The following is an 18,393-nucleotide window of genomic DNA, read 5'->3' on the forward strand; positions in this document are numbered from 1 at the left end:
ATGTAGTTCTCTGTCTTTTGTAATTAAAAAGCAGAAGAGATAGGGCTTTCTCGCTCTACCTCTTCTGCTCTATATTCACATATTATGACTCGAATCCCGCAGTTCAATCTTCGGGTTCTTCTGCTGGAACCAGCGCAGCGAGAAATCATTTTCAAAGATGATCACCGGCCGGTCTTTATAATCGGTCACTACGAGATTATTCGAATTACGGCGCAGCTCTTCGGCGTCATCACGATCTGCGATCCATTTGGCAATCTGGTGCGGCATTCGCTCGATATCCAGATCCACACCGTATTCAGCCTGCATCCTGTAAACAAATACATCAAACTGCAGTGGACCAACTACACCAAGTATCGTTTCCTCATAAGGCGTTTTGTAAACCTGAATGGCACCTTCCTGGGCGAGCTGGCTGACACCCTTCAGAAAATGTTTCTGTTTCATCGCATTTTTTGCGCGCACCTTGGCAAAATGTTCAGGTGAGAACTGTGGGAGCGCGCCGAAATTGAATGTATCCTTTTCATCACAGACCGTGTCGCCGATTTGATAGAATCCGGTATCGTAAAGCCCGACAATGTCGCCCGGATAGGCGTCGTCGATCAACTCGCGGCTGTCGGCAAAAAACTGCTGCGGCTGAGCAAGTTTTAGTTGCTTGCCCGTACGGTCGAGATAAACGTTCATTCCCTTTTCAAATGCTCCGGAGACAATCCGGAGAAAAGCAATGCGATCACGGTGCGCCGGATTCATATTGGCCTGGATTTTAAAAATAAATCCCGAGAAACGCGGATCATCCGGCTGGATAATGTCTGCGCTCGATTTTCTCGGCTGCGGATCCGGAGCCATCTTGAGATAATGCTCCAGAAAAGTCGGCACGCCGAAACTTGAAATCGCGCTTCCAAAGAAAACCGGTGTCTGTTTTCCTGCCTTAACGGCTTCAAAGTCGTAGGTGCTGCCCGCTTCATCGAGCAACATCAGATTTTCTTCAAGCTGGCTGAGTGTGTAATCGTCAACAGTTCCCTTAAGAATATCGGGAAGTTCGTCGACCTCCCCCAATTCCTGAACCTGGCGCTCACGCTTCTCATTGTACCATTCGATTTTATGCTCCTGCCTGTCGTAAACCCCGCGGAACGACTGACCCATGCCAATCGGATAGTTGATCGGATAAGACTCAATACCAAGCACATTCTCGATCTCTTCGAATAGTTCCAGTGGATCCCGGCCCTGGCGATCCAGTTTGTTGATAAAAGTAAAAATTGGAATGCCGCGATCACGGCAGACTTTAAACAACTTGATGGTCTGCGGTTCCACGCCTTTTGCCGCATCAATGATCATGACCACGCTATCCACAGCCATCAGTGTCCGGTATGTGTCTTCACTGAAATCCTGGTGTCCGGGAGTGTCCAAAATATTAATTTTGTAACCATTATATTCAAATTGCATCACACTGGAAGTGACTGAAATACCTCTCTTTTTTTCAAGCTCCATCCAGTCCGATGTGGCAAATTTCTCCGCTTTTCTCGATTTAACAGCGCCTGCTGTGCGGATGGCCCCACCCAAAACAAGCAGTTTTTCCGTCAGCGTCGTCTTCCCGGCATCCGGATGAGAGATAATTGCGAATGTACGCCGTCTTTCTATTTCCTGTTGTAACTTATTCATTTTTTCCTCCCGAACTTGCTCGTCAGACAAACGATTTAATATTCATTTTACCCAAGAAAAGGGCATCCGCTGCTTTTTTCAGCCGGACAAGAAAACTTCCGTCTGAACAACCGAGCCACTTTCACACGCGAATGCCCTTCTTAGAATCTATTCATATTATAAACAAAAATAAAGAATAATGTGCAGGAACATCGAAACCAACGCCCGCACGTATATCATTCATTTGCTTACAAGCCCGTGCACACGATCCATAACTTCTGTTTTCAAAGCAGCGAATTTCGTGTCACGATCGGCTGCATCTTTGCCTTGAACACCAAAGTAGAACTTGATTTTCGGCTCTGTGCCGGACGGACGCAGGCAGAACCACGAGCCATCATCCAGTTTGTACTTCAGGACATTGGATACCGGCAAAGTGATTGCAGTCTTGCTGCCGGACTTTACATTTGTAGTGACGGATTTTTCATAGTCTTCAATCACGTCAACAGCTACACCGGAAACCTGAACCGGCGGATGATCTCTGAAGTCGTTCAGAATCGAATCAATTTCTTCTTTACCCTGAATCCCCTTCAGTGTCAGCGATTCAAGCCCCTCTTCAAAATAACCATACTTTTCATAAATATCCTGAAGTGCATCATAGATTGATTTGCCCTTTGACTTATAATAGGCAGCCACTTCCGCAGCAAACACCGCAGCCTGGACCGCATCTTTGTCGCGGACAAACGAACCGATCAGGCAGCCGTAGCTTTCTTCATAGCCAAATAGAAAAGTATGTGCACCGGTTAACTCATATTCATGAATTTTTTCTCCGATGAACTTGAAACCTGTCAGCGTATCAACAGTCGGAATACCAAATGCTGCAGCAATCGTGCGGCCGATTTCCGATGTTACGATCGTTTTAACCACGATGCCGTTCTCCGGCAGCGTTCCTTTTTCTTTACGCTGCGTAAGCAGATAATCCAGAAGGACTGCCCCTGTCTGGTTGCCGGTCAAAACAGTATATTCTCCCTGTTCATCTTTTACTGCGACACCGAGTCGGTCTGAGTCAGGATCTGTGCCAAGAAGAATATCGGCATCCAGTTTTTTTCCATAGTCAATCGCTATTTTAAAAGCGGTGTGTTCCTCAGGATTCGGGGATTTCACAGTTGAAAACTCCGGATCCGGTTCCGCCTGTTCCTTAACGACCGTGACATTCGTGAATCCCCAGTTTTTCAAGCCGTTGACGATCGGATGGTAGCTTGATCCATGCAGTGGTGTAAAGACGATTTTTAGATTCGATCCGACTTTTTTAATGATGTCTGGATTCAAGGACAATTTCTTCAGATTTTCCTGATAGGCGTCGTCCACATCCTTGCCGATAATCTGGAGCAGCCCTTCTGCCTTCAATGCCTGTTCGTCACCGACTTTTACTGTCAGCTCATCCTCAACAGAGCCAACAAACTTAATCACTTCGTCCGCTTCAGCTGGAGGAAGCTGGCCGCCGAACTCGTCGTAAACTTTATAGCCATTATATTGCGGCGGATTGTGGCTCGCCGTGATCACAATGCCCGAAAAAGTGTGCAGATAACGCACCGCAAATGAAAGAACCGGTGTCGGGCGCAGTGAATCAAAGATAAACGTTTTGATCCCGTGCGCACCCAGCGTTTTTGCAGCTTCCAAAGTAAATTCAGCGGAAAAATGGCGCGGATCATGAGCAATCACGACACCTCGTTTTACAGCCTCTTCACCGGAGCTGAGAATATATCTTGCCAGCCCTTCCGAGGCCTTCCTGACCGTGTAAATGTTGAGCCGGTTTGTTCCCGGTCCAATTTCACCGCGCATACCGCCTGTACCGAATTCCAGATTTTTGTAAAAGCAGTCTTCCAGTTTGGCCGGATCTCCGGCAATCGCGTCAAGCTGTTTTTTCAAATCCTGATCCAGTCCTTCATCAGCCTGCCATTTCTCATAAACTGTTTTCCAGCTCATAGCTTTCACCCCATTTGCTTAACGTTCTTTCCCACTTACCTATTATCTATTATATAACAAAACGTAAAAGAGCGCTGTCATTCATTTCATTATTACAAGTGCAGATTAATTATTGCCAACCGGAGTAAAATATTGAATCAGCTTTTCGAGCGATACATCCTGAAGCGATTTGAAACAGCCGTCGACATGTCCGAATGGCATCTGCTTCGTTACCGCATTCGGAACAACAATACAGTACATTCCCGCCTTTTTCGCCGCCAAAGAGCCGTTAAAGGAATCCTCAATGGCGATAGCTTCTTTGGGCTGCACTTGAAGGCTTTGGAGGGATTGAATGTAAAGTTCAGGATCAGGCTTTACTTTCTGAACGTCATCCATGGACTTGATGCTCTGAAAATAGTCGGAGAGGCCGAGACGTTTCAAATGTCTGCGCGGCCAGTCTCCCTTAGAGCTCGTTGCAAGCCCGATTTTAAGGCCAAGGATGTTAGCCTGGCTGAGCACCGATTTGACACCCGGCAATACCTCTTCTCTGTCTACCAATGTATTAAAAAGATGATCGCGTTCTCCTAGAAAAGAAGCTTTATCTATTTTTACATGGCCGCGTTCTTCAAGGTATTTTATTGAATCAAAGCCGTGCTGTGTGCCTATGGCCTGGCTCCACAAGCTGAGCGGAAGATTAACGTGATATTCATGAAACATTTTCTGCATGACGAGATACATAATTCTCTCGCTGTCAAGAATGACGCCATCAAAGTCAAAAACGATCGCTTTTATCATTTTTTACAACCCTTCTGCGTGGTCTCAAACTTCATTTTACCACGGCTTAGCCATTTTATCGTTTTAATATCACAAATTTTTCCCCAGTAGAATTGGCTGGTGGTCAAAATGTCACGAACAGCTGAACTGTCCATTTTTAACAGCGATGCAAATTCTAAGTCAAGTTTCCGTCATTTCTACATAAACTGAATTAATCAACCCTCATTACTCATCAGCAATGACAAGGAATGTCCGCAGAAAACTTAATACAGGGAGGGAATGGCTGTGAAAAATTTTTTGATTTCAGAGGAGCAGTGGGATCTTCACCAGAAGGGCGACCAGGATCAACGCAGGCATGCGGAAAAAGTCAGAGAGGCAATCAAAAACAATCTGCCTGATCTGGTCAGTAGTGAAAGTATTATTCTGTCTGACGGGCAAAAAATGACGCGCATTCCGATCCGGTCTCTGGACGAATATAAACTTCGCTATAACTTTGACAAAGCCAGGCACGTCGGCCAGGGCAAAGGAGACAGCAAAGTCGGCGACGTGATTGCCAAAGCACCCGGTAAGCAGGCAGGGCAGGGGCAGGGGCAGAGCCCGGGGAAAGGAAAAGGAGCCGGGGACCGTCCGGGGATCGATTATTATGAAGCCAATGTCTCGATCATGGAGATCGAGAATCTGTTTTTTAAAGAGTTGGAACTCCCCCATCTTAAAAGAAAACAGGAGCCTGATATTATCGTAGAAAGCATTGATTATCGGGACATCAGGCGAAAAGGGCTGATGGGAAATATCGACAAGCGGCGCACCATTCTTTCGGCGATCAAAAGAAACGCCAGCTCCGGCAGCGCCCAGATTTATCCGATCCATGAAGAAGATTTGCGTTTCAAAACATGGGAAACAATTGTCAAACCCGAAAGCCGTGCCGTTGTCCTGGCGATGATGGACACAAGCGGATCAATGGGTGTTTGGGAAAAGTATATTGCACGTAGTTTCTTCTTCTGGATGACGCGCTTTCTCAGAACAAAATATGAGAAAGTGACGATCCAGTTCATTGCTCACCATACGGAGGCGACAGTCGTCAGCGAGGAAGACTTTTTCTCCAAAGGGGAAAGTGGAGGAACTATTTGCTCCTCAGCCTATGTGAAAGCTCTCGAACTGATCGACCAGTCCTATCCGCCATCGAAATACAATATTTATCCTTTTCACTTTTCAGACGGTGATAATTTATCTTCGGATAATCCGAAATGTATCCGCCTCGTTAATGAAATCATGGAACTTACCGACTTTTTCGGATACGGAGAAATCAATCCATATCATCGCTCCAGCACGCTGATGGGCGCTTACCGTAACATTCAGAATGATGCTTTTCATTCTTATATTTTGAAACAAAAAAGCGACGTCTACCATGCAATGAAATACTTTTTTCAGAAAGAGTCGGAGGATGCCGCAGTCTAATGATCATTTGCATAGAGGAACAAAAAGCTTTGATTTTAATCGGATAGAGCTCTCAATTCCAGTCTCTTTAAACTGAGGCGCACAGTCATTGGATGCGAAAGAGTTTTTTCCCTTATAGCATCAACTTGTGCTGAGCTTGCCTGATTTGTTTGAACCTTCGACATTGGACTGAACTCCGACTCTATTTAGCTCAACTGAACGTTTATCTTTAAATGATTTAGGATATAAAGAAAACGAACCGAATCAAGTAAAACTCGACAGAGTGTAGTATATCAGCCGATTCGGATGACCCCCTTGAGCATTCTACAGATCGTTCAACGGACAGTTATCCAGTTGTCCACAAGTTGATATTTTATAGTTTCCTAAACAACAAAAAAGCGTTCCCGGACGGAGCGCTTTTTCATTTTCATCTATGAATCATGCCAAACGAGTTCAGCGGCCAGTAACGCAGATCGACTTTCCCGACGACCTTATTCTCGCTGACAAATCCGATTTGAGGAAACCGGCTGTCTACGCTATCCTGCCTGTTATCCCCCATCACCCATAATTTTCCTTTAGGTACTTTTGTCACACCCGTCAAACCTTTAAGTGTGAAATTCCATGTCAGTAGTTCACCCTTATGCATTTCTTTTTTCAGGGGAGCCAGAAACGGTTCATTGACCGGTTTCCCGTTGACATAAAGCTGATCATTTTTGTACATAATGGTGTCTCCGGGAAGTCCGATGACCCTTTTAACATAGTCAGCTGTAGGTGTAGCATGGAAAATGACAACATCGAACCGTTGCGGTTGTGAAAAACGGTAATTTATTTTATTGACAATCAGTCGATCGCCATTATGCAATGTCGGCATCATCGACGGGCCGTCAACGATGTAGTTGCCCAGAATAAATGACCTCACAATGATGACGGCCAGAACTGCGAAACCAACCGCCCAAAACCAGGACAAGAATTCACTTTTCTTTTTTTTTCGGTTCATATTTTTTACACGGACTCCCAGTCTGTTCAATTCCCAGTCATGTCACAATATACCTTCTTAATAATGTAAACGAATGTTTCCAAATTAACAAGAAATTTTCCCCAACTTTTCAATCTTTCATGTTTTCTCAAAGGGAAAAGCGCCTGGTCGGTCTGTCCGAAGCGCTTCGCAGGTAATCTATTGGATAAGGGCGGCCAGATGGACCGTTCCCCATTCGTCCATCGGCCAATAACGGAAGGCCACTCGGCCGACGACTTCTTTTTCATCCACAAATCCGAAATAGCGGCTGTCTTCACTGTTCTGCCGATTATCACCCATCACCCATAATTTGCCCTTTGGCACACGAACTTTACCTGTCAAGCTTTTAAGGTTGAAATTATTCGTTAAATCCGTTCCCTTAGGCAATTCTTCTTTGTATTGCTTCAGATAGGGTTCACTGACCGGTTTCCCGTTGACGTAAAGCTGGTCATTCCGATAGGCGATCGTGTCGCCCGGCAGGCCGATAATTCTTTTCACATAATCATCGGTCTTTGTCGCATGAAAAACAATGATGTCAAAACGGTGAGGCTTACCGAACGTGTAGCCGACCTTGCTGACAATCAGGCGATTGCCGTCCTGAAGCGTCGGCATCATTGATTCGCCTTTGACAATATAATTACTGAAAACAAATTGACGGACAAGAGCCACAACAATCAGAGCAATCACTATAGCTTTGACCCAGCTCCAGATTTCTTTCATCACGTTTATCGACTGCCCCCTGCTTTGCAGAAAGCGCGCCGTCTGGCTTTCATTTTCCGAATCCGTTGCCGGGTACATCCGGGACTCCGAAGGTCAGCGGTTTAGCAGACTGCCTACATACCTTAATAATTCGTTTGCTGAAGTGGAATTATAGCCGTATTCATCGACAAGCCGCGCAATTACCTCATTAACACGTTTCAGCTGGGCCTCATCAGGTGTCTTACTGGAAGTTGTAATTTTCACGACATCTTTCAGATCGGCAAACAATTTCTTCTGAATAGCTTCTTTAAGCCGTTCATGGGATTGATAGTTAAAACGCTTGCCCTTACGCGCGTATGCGGAGATCCGGATCAGGATTTCCTCTCTAAAAGCCTTTTTTGCATTTTCGGAAATGCCGATCTGTTCTTCGATCGACCGCATCAGTTTCTCATCCGGATCCACTTCATCACCGGTGATCGGATCAAAAATTTTATTGCTGTTGCAATAAGCTTCGACATTATCGAGATAATTATCCATCAGCGTTTTTGCCGACTCTTCGAAGGAATAAACAAATGCTTTCTGAACTTCTCTTTTGGCCATTTCGTCATATTCCCGGCGTGCAACGGCGATAAATTCAGTATACCGGTCCCGCTCCTCTTCGGCAATCGAAGGATGCTGATCCAGCCCTTCTTTGATGGAACGCAGGATATCCAGCGCATTAATCGAAGGCACACCTTTCCTGATGATTGCTGAAGAAATTCGGTTGATGACATAGCGCGGGTCAATGCCGCTCATACCTTCATCAGAAAATTCATTCTGAAGTTCTTTGATATCTGCGGCATTATATCCTTCGACGATTTCACCATCATAAAGGCGCATTTTTTTTACGAGATCAATGCCCCGGGTCTTGGATTCTTTCAGACGTGTCAGAATGGAAAAAACCGCCGCTGTCCGGAGCGCATGGGGTGCTATATGGACATTTGCCACATCGCTTTCGGAAATCAGCTTCTGATAGATTTTTTCTTCGTCACTGACTCTCAGATTATAAGGGACAGGCATGACGATCATACGCGAATGCAGCGCTTCATTTTTTTTGTTGCTAATAAATGTACGGTATTCTGTCTCGTTCGTGTGAGCAACGATCAGCTCATCGGCAGAAATCAATGCGAATCGTCCGGCTTTAAAGTTTCCTTCCTGAGTCAGCGAGAGCAAATGCCAGAGAAACTTCTCATCGCACTTCAGCATTTCCTGAAATTCCATCAGGCCTCGATTGGCTTTATTCAATTCACCGTCAAACCGATAAGCACGCGGATCTGATTCCGACCCAAATTCAGCGATCGTTGAAAAATCAATACTGCCTGTCAGATCAGCAATGTCCTGGGATTTTGGATCCGACGGACTGAATGTTCCGATTCCGACACGCTTGTCTTCCGACAGAAAAATACGCTCAACAGGCACATTTTCTATTTTTCCGTCATATTCTTTCTCCAGTTTCATCGCATTGAGCGGCGAAAGATTTCCCTCAATCCGGATGCCTGTCTCCTGATAGAAATCCTCCCGCAGATGAGCTGGAATCAGGTGCAGCGGATCTTCATGCATCGGGCAATCCTTGATCGCATAAATAGCGCCTTCATCTGTCCATGAATACCGTTCAAGCCCGCGTTTCAGCAGCGTCACGATCGTTGATTTTCCACCGCTGACCGGACCCATTAATAGTAATATACGTTTTTTGACATCCAGTCGTTTTGCTGCCGGATGAAAATATTCCTCTACCAGCCGTTCAATCGCTTCTTCCAGTCCGTAAATCTGTCCGTCAAAAAAGTGATAGCACTTATGTCCGTCTTTTTCGGAGACGCCTGCAGAAATAATCATCTGGTACACTCTTGAATGTGCAGACTGTGCGATCACTGGGTTCTTTTTCACCAATTCCAGGTAGTCTGCAAAAGTGCCTTCCCATTTCAACTGTTCCTCATAATTGCGGAATTGTTTCAGCTTATCAAGAAAATTCATAAAATCCCCCCAGAAAAGATTAACCCAAGTACTAAAGTGTATGCGGGGATCTGACAATCTTTCATGAAATGTCTGAAGCCTTGTTCCACTCGAGAGCAAAAAGCCGATCAAGATAGACTAAAATGCCCGAGAAAAAATAGTCGTTCTACGTCTCCGCCGGATTTAAGTACTCCTTAAAACTCAGGCGAGATCCGGAAAGTGCTGCTGGCGCAGCGCTTCATAAATGATAATTGCCGCTGAGTTTGATAAATTGAGCGAACGGATTTTATCGGTCATAGGCAAACGCACGCAACGGTCGCGATATGCGGCAATAAAATCTTTTGGAAGCCCGGTGGTCTCACGTCCAAAAAAGAAAAAATAATCTTTTCCCGGATCGCTATAGTCATATTCACTGTAAGGCCGGCTGCCATCCGTTTCCACAAGATAATAGTCACCGTTCGGATGCTTTTCAAAAAAATCGGCCAGCGATTCGTAATAGTGAAGGTCGACCGACGGCCAGTAATCCAGTCCGGCCCGCTTCAGATGCCTATCGTCAGTCGAAAAACCAAGCGGCCGGATCAAATGCAGTGAGCTGTGCGTGCCGGCACAGGTTCGGGCGATATTTCCGGTATTTGGCGGAATCTGCGGCTGATAGAGGACAACATTAATACTCATATTTCTGCACACCTCTGAATTTCTCCAGTCTGACGGACCGGTCAGACTTTGTAAAAAATATCCTGTAAAACTCACTAAAAAGCGGCCACATCAGCGGCCGTCCATTCTTTGTTTTCGAAAAAATCTCTTTTATTATAGCATATCTAAAGTTTGTTCAGGCTTCATCCTCAATATGAAAAAATTTATATTGAATTTTATCCGTCCAAGCGGGTGAATCGGTGTAAGACCAGCTCCGGCTCCGTGCATCGTAAGTATGCGCATTAACCAGCGGCCAGCCGGATGGATCCAAGGCAGTGACCATTGTATTGTGATTCCAGTGCCCGTCTCCCTCAAAATCGTAGCAGATCACATCGCCAGGCACGAGTTTCTCGGCGCTGTCGACCTCAACGGCTCCGATCACGTTGCCGTGTCTGCTTAAATACCAGCGCAGATTATTGGCGACCGCCCAGCTGAAGCTCCAGTTGGTCCGCTCATACCACCAGCCTCTGCCGCGGACCGGCTGTCCCCACATTGGAATATGACCGGCAAAAAGACATTGTGAAATAAAATTGGTACAGTCGTTTTCTACTTTAGGGAAGACGGGATTTCTGCGATTCCACCAGAGTTCAGCGTAGCGGACTGCGTTTAACCGGTCGTAATTGCGCTGTTTACTGCGAATTCCGTCCGATGGATCATTGGATATTATAAAAGGTTCAGCGGCTCTGACCGGCTGTAAGGCAGCATTCAATCGGTCGGACACAACATTATTACCCCGCAGGACGGCCTGCCTGGTCTCCAATTTTTCTTCAAGATAGAATTGTCCTTCTTGCCGGATCAACCACTGGCTATGGAGCCGATAATGGATCACGCGATCTTCTCTTTTATTCTCCGCTTTTATAAGGTTTACCCGCATTGCAGTTTTTTCAACTTCAGCGTTTCTTTCTTGCAGCGTCTTATTTTTTCGCAGCATTCGCGCCTGTTCATCAGCCGTAAGGATCTGATCAAGGCAGTCGGTCTGATTCACCCACCACTCTGTCAGGTTACAGACATGCCCCTGGAAGACTTCCTGCCACTCCATCCCCATTCCCCCGCTTTCGAAGCTTTTCGCCATACTCTATGCGGGGCTTTTGAGGTTCATGCAAATCAAGCCGTCCAAGTAGCACGGACGAATCTTATTCTGTTACAGTTTCTTTTTCCTCTTGTTTTTCGAGCAGCAGCATCTGGCTTTTTTTGCCTAGTCCCCCGCCATACCCAACCAGTGATCCATTGGTCCCGATGACGCGATGGCACGGAATAACAATCGGAAGCGGATTTTTATTATTGGCCCCGCCAACTGCGCGGACCGCTTGAGGATTGCCGATATCCGCCGCAATGTCCTTATAGGTCCTCGTTTCTCCATAAGGAATGTGTGCAAGTGCCATCCAGACTTTTTTCTGAAAAGCGGTTCCTTTCATCAGCAGATTCAGATCAAATCCCTTACGTTCGCCTGAAAAATAGCTGCGAATCTGGGCAGCCGCATCTGCTAAATCAGTCTCATTCTCTCTTAAATCAGCCGGAAGTCCAGCAGATTTCGCCCATTCAGCCAGTTTAGTCCTTGTTTCATCCAGAGTTCCAAAATCAATGTGGCACAAACGCCGATCATAAGATGCCAGCGTCAGCGGGCCAACCGGCGTGTCCATACTGAATACAGACAAATACTGCTTTTGATCCATCATTAAATCCTCTTTTCAGTTTTTTTTAAACAGGCGGTTACAGAAATTGTGCTAAACTAGATGTAGAATGAATATCGGGGGCGCGCCATGCTTGACTTTTCTGTTTCCGAGAAGCTTAAAAAACTTGTTCCGGATTTCAAGGTAAGTGTCATCTGTTATCATCATATCGTAATTTCCGAACTGCCGCCAATCATTTCAGAGCGGCTTCCGCTTTTTTATGAAAATATAAAACTGTCTCTGGAAAACCAGCCGTTCAGCGACATTCCCGGCATCAAAGAGTGGCGATCCATGTTTAAGCAGGCAGGAACGGATCCGTCGCGATACCGTCCGTCTCAGGAAGCATTACTTAGAAAAATAAAAAAAGACGGCAGGCCGCACATGATTCATTCCGCCGTTGACCTGAACAATTTTTTCAGTGTCCAATACAGCATCCCGATGGGCATTTATGATCTGGCTCAGATCAATGCTCCTGTCCGGCTTACCGTTGGCACTTCGGCAGACACATATGATGGACTGAACGGCAGAATGATGAATATGGAAAATAAAATTATTTCTGCCGACAGTGAGGGCGCATTCGGAAGCCCGATTGTCGATTCCAGGCGCACCTGTGTTACGGAGCATGCGGAACATGCACTGCAGATCGTCTATCTCAGACCCTCGATGCCTGATGAGGAGGCGCAGCGGCTGACCGGAAAAATAGCTGAAATGTTTACTCAGGTTCACGGCGGAGAAAATGAATGGACAATCATCCGATAGCATATATTTCAGCAATACCTATTCAGGCAAGGAGTGAAACATATGGATTCAAATCTTTTCAGTGTTGATTATTTCAAAGACGCGCTTCGCCTTCAAATTAATAAACGGAGCGATCGCTTTTCACCAAACCAAACGATGAACAGCTATTATCATACTGTCGTTTCAGCAATTATTCAGGACCGGATCAATAAAAATTTTGAATTAATCCGCCGCATCCGCAATTTGGATGCCGCATATAAAGCCGTCAAAGAGGAAATCATGGTCCAGGAGCAGCAACAGCAGCAGTAAGCTGATTGACCGAAAAATGAAAAAGGCCGTTGACAGGCATAGATGCTTATCAGCGGCCTTTGCATTGCTGGCGGGGCATAAGAATATTCATGTCAGCAAAAATCGGTCATTCTCGGCAAACTCGCCAATCCATCATAAACGGCAGATGTTCATAGGACATTTATCTTCACAGTGACAGATTGCTTTGATATAATCCACATTTTTAATCACAATGGATCCGTGATAGTAATTGATGGCTCCATCGTTTTTCCAAGACTGCAGCATCCGGTTCACCGTTTCACGTGTGGAACCGATCAGCTGCGCGAGATCGGAGTTTGTGAGGTTGATCGTATAGTGAATCCCGTCTTCTTCTTTTTTTCCGTATCCGTGTGCCATGCGCAGAAGCGTTGAAGCAAGTGCTCCGTTTTTCCCATAAAAAAGCAGGTCACGCAGTTTGATCTGCGTGTACTTGCTCATTAATCCAATCCATTTCATGAATTCGAAAGACAGACTTGAATTAGGCAGCAACAAGGCTTCCAGATCCCTTTCGGCAATGACGCCGATCGTGCAGTCCGTCACGGCATGTGCAGTAAACGAGTACTCCTCAAAGCCAAAACAGGCCAATTCACCAAACAAATCGCTAGGCGTGAAGTAATGGAGCACCAGGTCTTTCCCGTCATAGGCCGATTTATAAAGTTTCACACGGCCCTTAATCAGATAATAAAGTTTGTCGGACGGGTCGCCTTCCCAGTAAATGCTTGAGTCTTTCTTAAAATCAGTCACATTCATGACCGATTTTATGATATCCAGGTTCTGCTCAGTGAACATCGCCGTATTGTTCATCTGCGCCTGTTCCAGGCCTGCCGCATTTCCCATATCGATCACACCTTCATTGGTTAAAGGCCTGTGCCCGGCAGCACAATGCCTTTTCGCGCAAAAATTTTTCTAAGTCAATTATACTAGATAAATTCTTATTTTTGTGCGATTTGTGTGACGAAAATCATACATATAATAAAAAACGACAATAATTTAGTGTTTTCACCATTTTTCAAAGCATTTTTTCACTTTAAGCTTCAGTGCAGTTTTCCAAAAATCAACTTGTTTTTCAACTTTCAAGCAGAAGTGTCTCCGGATCTTCCAGCAGTTTTTTTACGGTGACTAGGAATCGGACTGCCTCGCTGCCGTCGACAATCCTATGGTCATAAGACAGCGCAATGTACATCATCGGGCGAATTTCAATTTTGTCACCTTCGAGTGTTTCCACTGCGATCGGACGTTTCTTGATACCATGCATGCCGAGAATGCCAACCTGCGGTGCATTGATAATCGGCGTTGATAGCAGCGAACCGAATGTCCCGCCGTTTGTGATTGTGAATGTCCCGCCCTGCAGATCACTGAGTGTCAGCTTATTGGTCCGCGCTTTGACTGCCATGTCCTTGATCGACTTTTCGATCTCCGCAAAAGTCAAACGATCCGCGTCGCGGACAACTGGCACGACAAGGCCCTGATCTGTAGCCACCGCAATGCCAATATCATAGAATTTTTTTACCAGTATATCTGTACCGCTGATTTCCGCATTGAGCAGCGGAAAATGCTTCAGTGCACCAACAACTGCTTTAGTGAAAAAGGACATAAAACCCAGCTTGACATCATGTTCCTGAACGAAAGATTCTTTTCGCCGCTTGCGGACAGCCATAATCGCAGTCAAATCCACTTCATTAAAAGTTGTGAGCATGGCGGCTTCATGCTGCGCGGCAACCAGCCTGCCGGCAATAGTCTGACGACGGTGCGTCATTTTAATCCGCTCCACAGGCTTTCCAGGCTCACTCTGAACGGATTCTTCAACAGTCGGTGACGCTTTACGTGGCAAGGGAATTTCCATCTGATGGGCAATGTCATCAACCCGGATGCGCCCCAGTGGATCGCTTGACTGTACTGAAGCAAGATCAATCCCCTTTTCCCTGGCAAGCTTTCTTGCCGCCGGTGACGCAATCTGACTGGCGGATACCATGCTCTCGCGAACAGCCACTGGGAGCGTAGGCTTCACCGTCACGGGTGGCGTCACACTTTCAACAGTATCCGCTTTTTCAGCACTCTCATCAAGAAGTGCGATGACTTCACCGACTTCAACAATATCGTCTACTTTTTTCTCAATTTTTTTCAAAATCCCCGTATGTTCAGCACTGATCTGGATATTGACCTTATCTGTTTCGATTTCAGCAATATCGTCGCCCTGATTGACCTGATTCCCGACATCAACCAGCCACCTGACAATTGTTCCTTCTGTAATAGATTCCGCAAGTTCCGGTACCTTGACTTCGATCATCCTGATCCCCTCCCGAATCGCTGAAAACTTTTTTCAATATTTATGCAGCGTTTCATAGATAATCCGCTTTTGTTCCTGCTTGTGAAATTTTGGCTCTCCGGTAGCTGTGCTTGACCGCTCCGGGCGGCCAACATAGCTCAATGCAACACCCTCCGGAGCGATGCTGCGGATATGGGGCTCCATGTAATGCCACGCGCCCATGTTTCTGGGCTCCTCCTGCAGCCAGACAATTTCCTTCAGCTGCGGGTACCGGTTGAAAAACTTTCTGAGATCCTGTTCCGGAAAGGGATACAGTTCTTCGACACGCAGAACCTTCAGCCACTCCAGATGCTCCTGCGATGATTCAATTTCCACAGCAAGATCAATGGCTACCTTGCCGCTACAGAGCGCGATACGTTCCACTTTTTCTGATTCTCCGGAAGTCAGCGGCTCTTCGAAAACACTTTTAAAACAACCTTCCGACAGATCGGCAGGTGATGATGTCGCCTTCGGATGCCGAAGCAGGCTCTTCGGAGTCATAATCACAAGCGGCCGGACCAGATCCGTGTTCAGAATGGCTGCCTGCCTGCGCAAAATATGAAAATACTGTGCGGGTGTTGTCAGATTGGCCACAACCCAGTTGTTTTCAGCGGACAGCTGCAGGAAGCGTTCCAGACGGCCGCTCGAATGTTCCGGCCCCATACCTTCATAGCCGTGCGGCAGCAGAATCACCAGGCCTGATTTCTGGCCCCATTTGGCACGGCCCGCCGTTACAAACTGGTCAAACATTACCTGACCGACATTGGCAAAGTCACCGAACTGTGCCTCCCAAAGAACGAGCGTCTCAGGAGCAAAAACATTATATCCGTATTCAAAACCAATCACTGCTGTCTCCGAAAGAGGACTGTTATGGATATCGAAAGCAACATTCACATTTTTCAGATGGTGAAATGGTGTGTAGCACTTACCCGACATCACGTCATGCAGTACTGCGTGACGATGGGCAAATGTCCCGCGTTCCACGTCCTGCCCTGTAAAACGGATCGGTGTCCCGTCGCGAAGAATTGATGCAAAGGCCAGTGACTCACCAGTCCCCCAGTCAATTTTGTGGCCGGCATTCAATGCGGTTTCCCTGCGCCTCAGAATTTTTGCCAGTTTCGGATAGACACGCAGATCTTCAGGCCAGTCAAGAAGCTCGTCATTCAATTTCCGAAGCCGATCAACCGCCACTTTTGTCTGAATGTAACTGAGCGGTTCTGCTAGTTTTTTTGGAAAAGGGACTTCTTTAAGATCTTTTTCCCTGTCGCGTGACGCGTTATAAATCTCCTGAAATTTATCAAGCAGGTGTGTTTTGTATCGGATCAGTTCATCTTCCCCGATCAGCGACTCATTCTCCAATTTTTTTTGATAAATACTGCTTACGGTCGGATGTTTCCTGATCAGATCGTAGAGGAGAGGCTGTGTCGCCGAAGGATCGTCCGACTCATTATGGCCGTACCGTCTGTATCCGCACAAATCAATCAAAAAATCTTTGCCAAATGTTTTTCGATATGCATAAGCAAGAGTGATTGCACTCAGGCAAGCCTCGGGATCATCCGCGCTGACATGGACAATCGGCATTTCAAATCCCTTGGCAAGATCGCTGGCGTACGCAGTTGACCGCTCGTCCTGATAATCTGTCGTAAATCCAAGCTGATTGTTCGCGATAATATGAATGGTTCCTCCCGTATTGAAGCCCTTCAACCTGCTCAGATTGAGCGTTTCAGCCACAACACCTTCACCCGGAAAAGCCGCGTCGCCGTGAATCATAATCGGTATTGCCTTTCCTGCGTCCTGCTCAGGATAGCCCTGCACCCGTCGGTCATCCTGAGCCGCGCGGGCATAGCCTTCGATGACCGGATCAACGGCCTCCAAATGACTCGGATTGTTCGCCAGCGTCAGCCTGACTTGAAAAGCAGTCTCTTCGCCACCTTTTTCGTTCGTATACTGAAGCAGATATTTCTTATGGCTGTCCTCGATGGATCGAGCTGCACCTAAGTGATACTTGACGTCACCAGTCCACCCGTAATTGATTCCCTTGGATCCTTCCGATGGCACCATGCTTTTGATCGGCGCATGAACAAATTCAGCCAGGATTTTTTCATAAGGTTTGCCAAGAATGTGGGCAAGCACGCTCAGCCTTCCGCGATGGGCCATGCTGATCATGACCTGCCTAGCACCGTCGCTTACGCAGTATTGAATCAGCTTATCCAGCATCGGCACCAGAACATCCAAACCTTCAATCGAGAATCGCTTCTGACCGATGAAGGTCTTGTGAAGAAAATGTTCAAAAGTTTCTACTTTCACCAACTGCTTCAGAAGATCCTTTTTTTCATGGTCGGAAGCTGTGTATTGAAAAAGTTTGCTTTCGACTGCTCTGTTTAACCATTTTTTCTCTTTAAGGTCCTGCACATGACTGAATTCGTATGCGAGCGAACGCGAATAGAGATCGCGCAGGTAGTTGACGACATCCAGTGCATTCTTTACATGATCCGGAGCCTCCGGCCAGATCACTCGTGATGGAATCGCTTTCAGTTTTCTGGGTGAAAGATTGAACGAAGCAAGATCCATCAGATGTGTTTCAATGACATGATGATCATGCAGCGGATTGACATGAGCGAGCAGATGCCCATATGCTCGGATCCTTTCCGCCAGACGGACGGCACCGACTACCTGTGCCAGTTCGAAACTGCTTTCCGCAAAACTGTACATCGGCTCAGGCTGAGAACCGGCCGGATTACTGTCAATATTCTTTGGCCTTCCCCATTTGTCAAAAAGCTCTTTCAACGTTGGATCCACCGTTTGCGGATCATCAAGATATTTGTCATACTGTTCATCAACATAACCGAGATTCAGTCCGGAGAAACCTTGCCAGGGATTGGTTTTCGCTAACGTATACAGTTCAAAGGCTGACATTTCATCGCTCCCCATCAATAAATGATTTAATTCTGAAAAAGATGGATATGCACTACTTTTGAATATATCTTTATTCTGTATTTACTCTTACTTTTCTTGTAGATTCATTTTAACACAGCATATTTGAAGTTTAAATTGTTACGATATTATGAAATAATGATTTTTTGTAATCGTATCCATTCATTTTCCGGTTCCCATCCATTGACATATTTCATCATATGTATTTTAAAAAGCCGATG

At 46.2% G+C, this 18,393-nt stretch carries 15 protein-coding genes; 3 read left to right on the forward strand and 12 right to left on the reverse strand.

Going from position 1 to position 18,393, the window contains the following annotated elements; translation table 11 throughout:
* Positions 1 to 75 precede the first annotated feature (75 nt).
* The 3 genes from COP04_RS16185 to COP04_RS16195 all read right to left on the reverse strand — a co-directional run bounded on the left by COP04_RS16185 (position 76) and on the right by COP04_RS16195 (position 4,389).
* On the reverse strand, positions 76 to 1,653 hold the full coding sequence (locus COP04_RS16185; RefSeq protein ID WP_100488972.1) for a peptide chain release factor 3: 1,578 nt from the start codon (positions 1,651 to 1,653) through the stop codon (positions 76 to 78).
* A gap of 219 nt (positions 1,654 to 1,872) precedes the next feature.
* Entirely contained in the window at positions 1,873 to 3,615 is a 1,743-nt protein-coding gene (locus tag COP04_RS16190; protein WP_100488973.1) for a phospho-sugar mutase, read from the reverse strand.
* 105 nt (positions 3,616 to 3,720) lie between these two features.
* On the reverse strand, positions 3,721 to 4,389 hold the full coding sequence (locus COP04_RS16195; protein ID WP_100488974.1) for an HAD family hydrolase: 669 nt from the start codon (positions 4,387 to 4,389) through the stop codon (positions 3,721 to 3,723).
* Positions 4,390 to 4,647: 258 nt separating this feature from the next.
* On the opposite strand from COP04_RS16195, the gene yhbH reads away from it, so the two are divergent.
* The gene (gene yhbH, locus COP04_RS16200) at positions 4,648 to 5,823 is read left to right on the forward strand and encodes a sporulation protein YhbH (RefSeq protein ID WP_193437427.1); all 1,176 of its coding nucleotides are present in this window, start codon (positions 4,648 to 4,650) and stop codon (positions 5,821 to 5,823) included.
* 406 nt (positions 5,824 to 6,229) lie between these two features.
* Here the strand turns inward: yhbH and lepB (COP04_RS16205) are convergent, their stop codons facing one another.
* The 6 genes from lepB (COP04_RS16205) to COP04_RS16230 form a co-directional block, all read right to left on the reverse strand.
* Positions 6,230 to 6,799: a signal peptidase I gene (gene lepB / locus COP04_RS16205; RefSeq protein WP_100488976.1), complete on the reverse strand. Its 570-nt coding sequence runs from the start codon at positions 6,797 to 6,799 to the stop codon at positions 6,230 to 6,232.
* Between the two features lie 177 nt (positions 6,800 to 6,976).
* The gene (gene lepB / locus COP04_RS16210) at positions 6,977 to 7,537 is read right to left on the reverse strand and encodes a signal peptidase I (protein WP_100489732.1); all 561 of its coding nucleotides are present in this window, start codon (positions 7,535 to 7,537) and stop codon (positions 6,977 to 6,979) included.
* Positions 7,538 to 7,630: 93 nt separating this feature from the next.
* Positions 7,631 to 9,526, reverse strand: coding sequence for a PrkA family serine protein kinase (locus tag COP04_RS16215; RefSeq protein ID WP_100488977.1), 1,896 nt, complete (start codon positions 9,524 to 9,526; stop codon positions 7,631 to 7,633).
* A gap of 180 nt (positions 9,527 to 9,706) precedes the next feature.
* On the reverse strand, positions 9,707 to 10,180 hold the full coding sequence (gene trmL / locus COP04_RS16220) for a tRNA (uridine(34)/cytosine(34)/5-carboxymethylaminomethyluridine(34)-2'-O)-methyltransferase TrmL (protein ID WP_100488978.1): 474 nt from the start codon (positions 10,178 to 10,180) through the stop codon (positions 9,707 to 9,709).
* Between the two features lie 154 nt (positions 10,181 to 10,334).
* Positions 10,335 to 11,237, reverse strand: coding sequence for an amidase domain-containing protein (locus tag COP04_RS16225; RefSeq protein WP_100488979.1), 903 nt, complete (start codon positions 11,235 to 11,237; stop codon positions 10,335 to 10,337).
* A 94-nt stretch (positions 11,238 to 11,331) separates the two neighbouring features.
* Positions 11,332 to 11,871, reverse strand: coding sequence for a methylated-DNA--[protein]-cysteine S-methyltransferase (locus COP04_RS16230; RefSeq protein WP_100488980.1), 540 nt, complete (start codon positions 11,869 to 11,871; stop codon positions 11,332 to 11,334).
* Between the two features lie 87 nt (positions 11,872 to 11,958).
* Between COP04_RS16230 and COP04_RS16235 the strand changes: the two genes are divergently transcribed.
* A complete protein-coding gene (locus COP04_RS16235; RefSeq protein ID WP_100488981.1) occupies positions 11,959 to 12,627 on the forward strand; it encodes a B3/B4 domain-containing protein in 669 nt (222 codons plus the stop codon).
* 42 nt (positions 12,628 to 12,669) lie between these two features.
* Entirely contained in the window at positions 12,670 to 12,915 is a 246-nt protein-coding gene (gene yvfG, locus COP04_RS16240) for a protein YvfG (protein WP_100488982.1), read from the forward strand.
* Between the two features lie 132 nt (positions 12,916 to 13,047).
* Here yvfG and COP04_RS16245 read toward each other — a convergent pair whose 3' ends face one another.
* The 3 genes from COP04_RS16245 to COP04_RS16255 form a co-directional block, all read right to left on the reverse strand.
* Complete coding sequence (locus COP04_RS16245) at positions 13,048 to 13,770, reverse strand: Crp/Fnr family transcriptional regulator (protein WP_100488983.1); 723 nt, start codon at positions 13,768 to 13,770, stop codon at positions 13,048 to 13,050.
* Between the two features lie 229 nt (positions 13,771 to 13,999).
* Complete coding sequence (odhB, locus tag COP04_RS16250) at positions 14,000 to 15,220, reverse strand: 2-oxoglutarate dehydrogenase complex dihydrolipoyllysine-residue succinyltransferase (protein WP_100488984.1); 1,221 nt, start codon at positions 15,218 to 15,220, stop codon at positions 14,000 to 14,002.
* 33 nt (positions 15,221 to 15,253) lie between these two features.
* A complete protein-coding gene (locus COP04_RS16255) occupies positions 15,254 to 18,154 on the reverse strand; it encodes a 2-oxoglutarate dehydrogenase E1 component (protein ID WP_100488985.1) in 2,901 nt (966 codons plus the stop codon).
* Positions 18,155 to 18,393 lie beyond the last annotated feature (239 nt).

Source organism: Sporolactobacillus pectinivorans (assembly GCF_002802965.1).
Lineage (GTDB): Bacteria > Bacillota > Bacilli > Bacillales > Sporolactobacillaceae > Sporolactobacillus > Sporolactobacillus pectinivorans.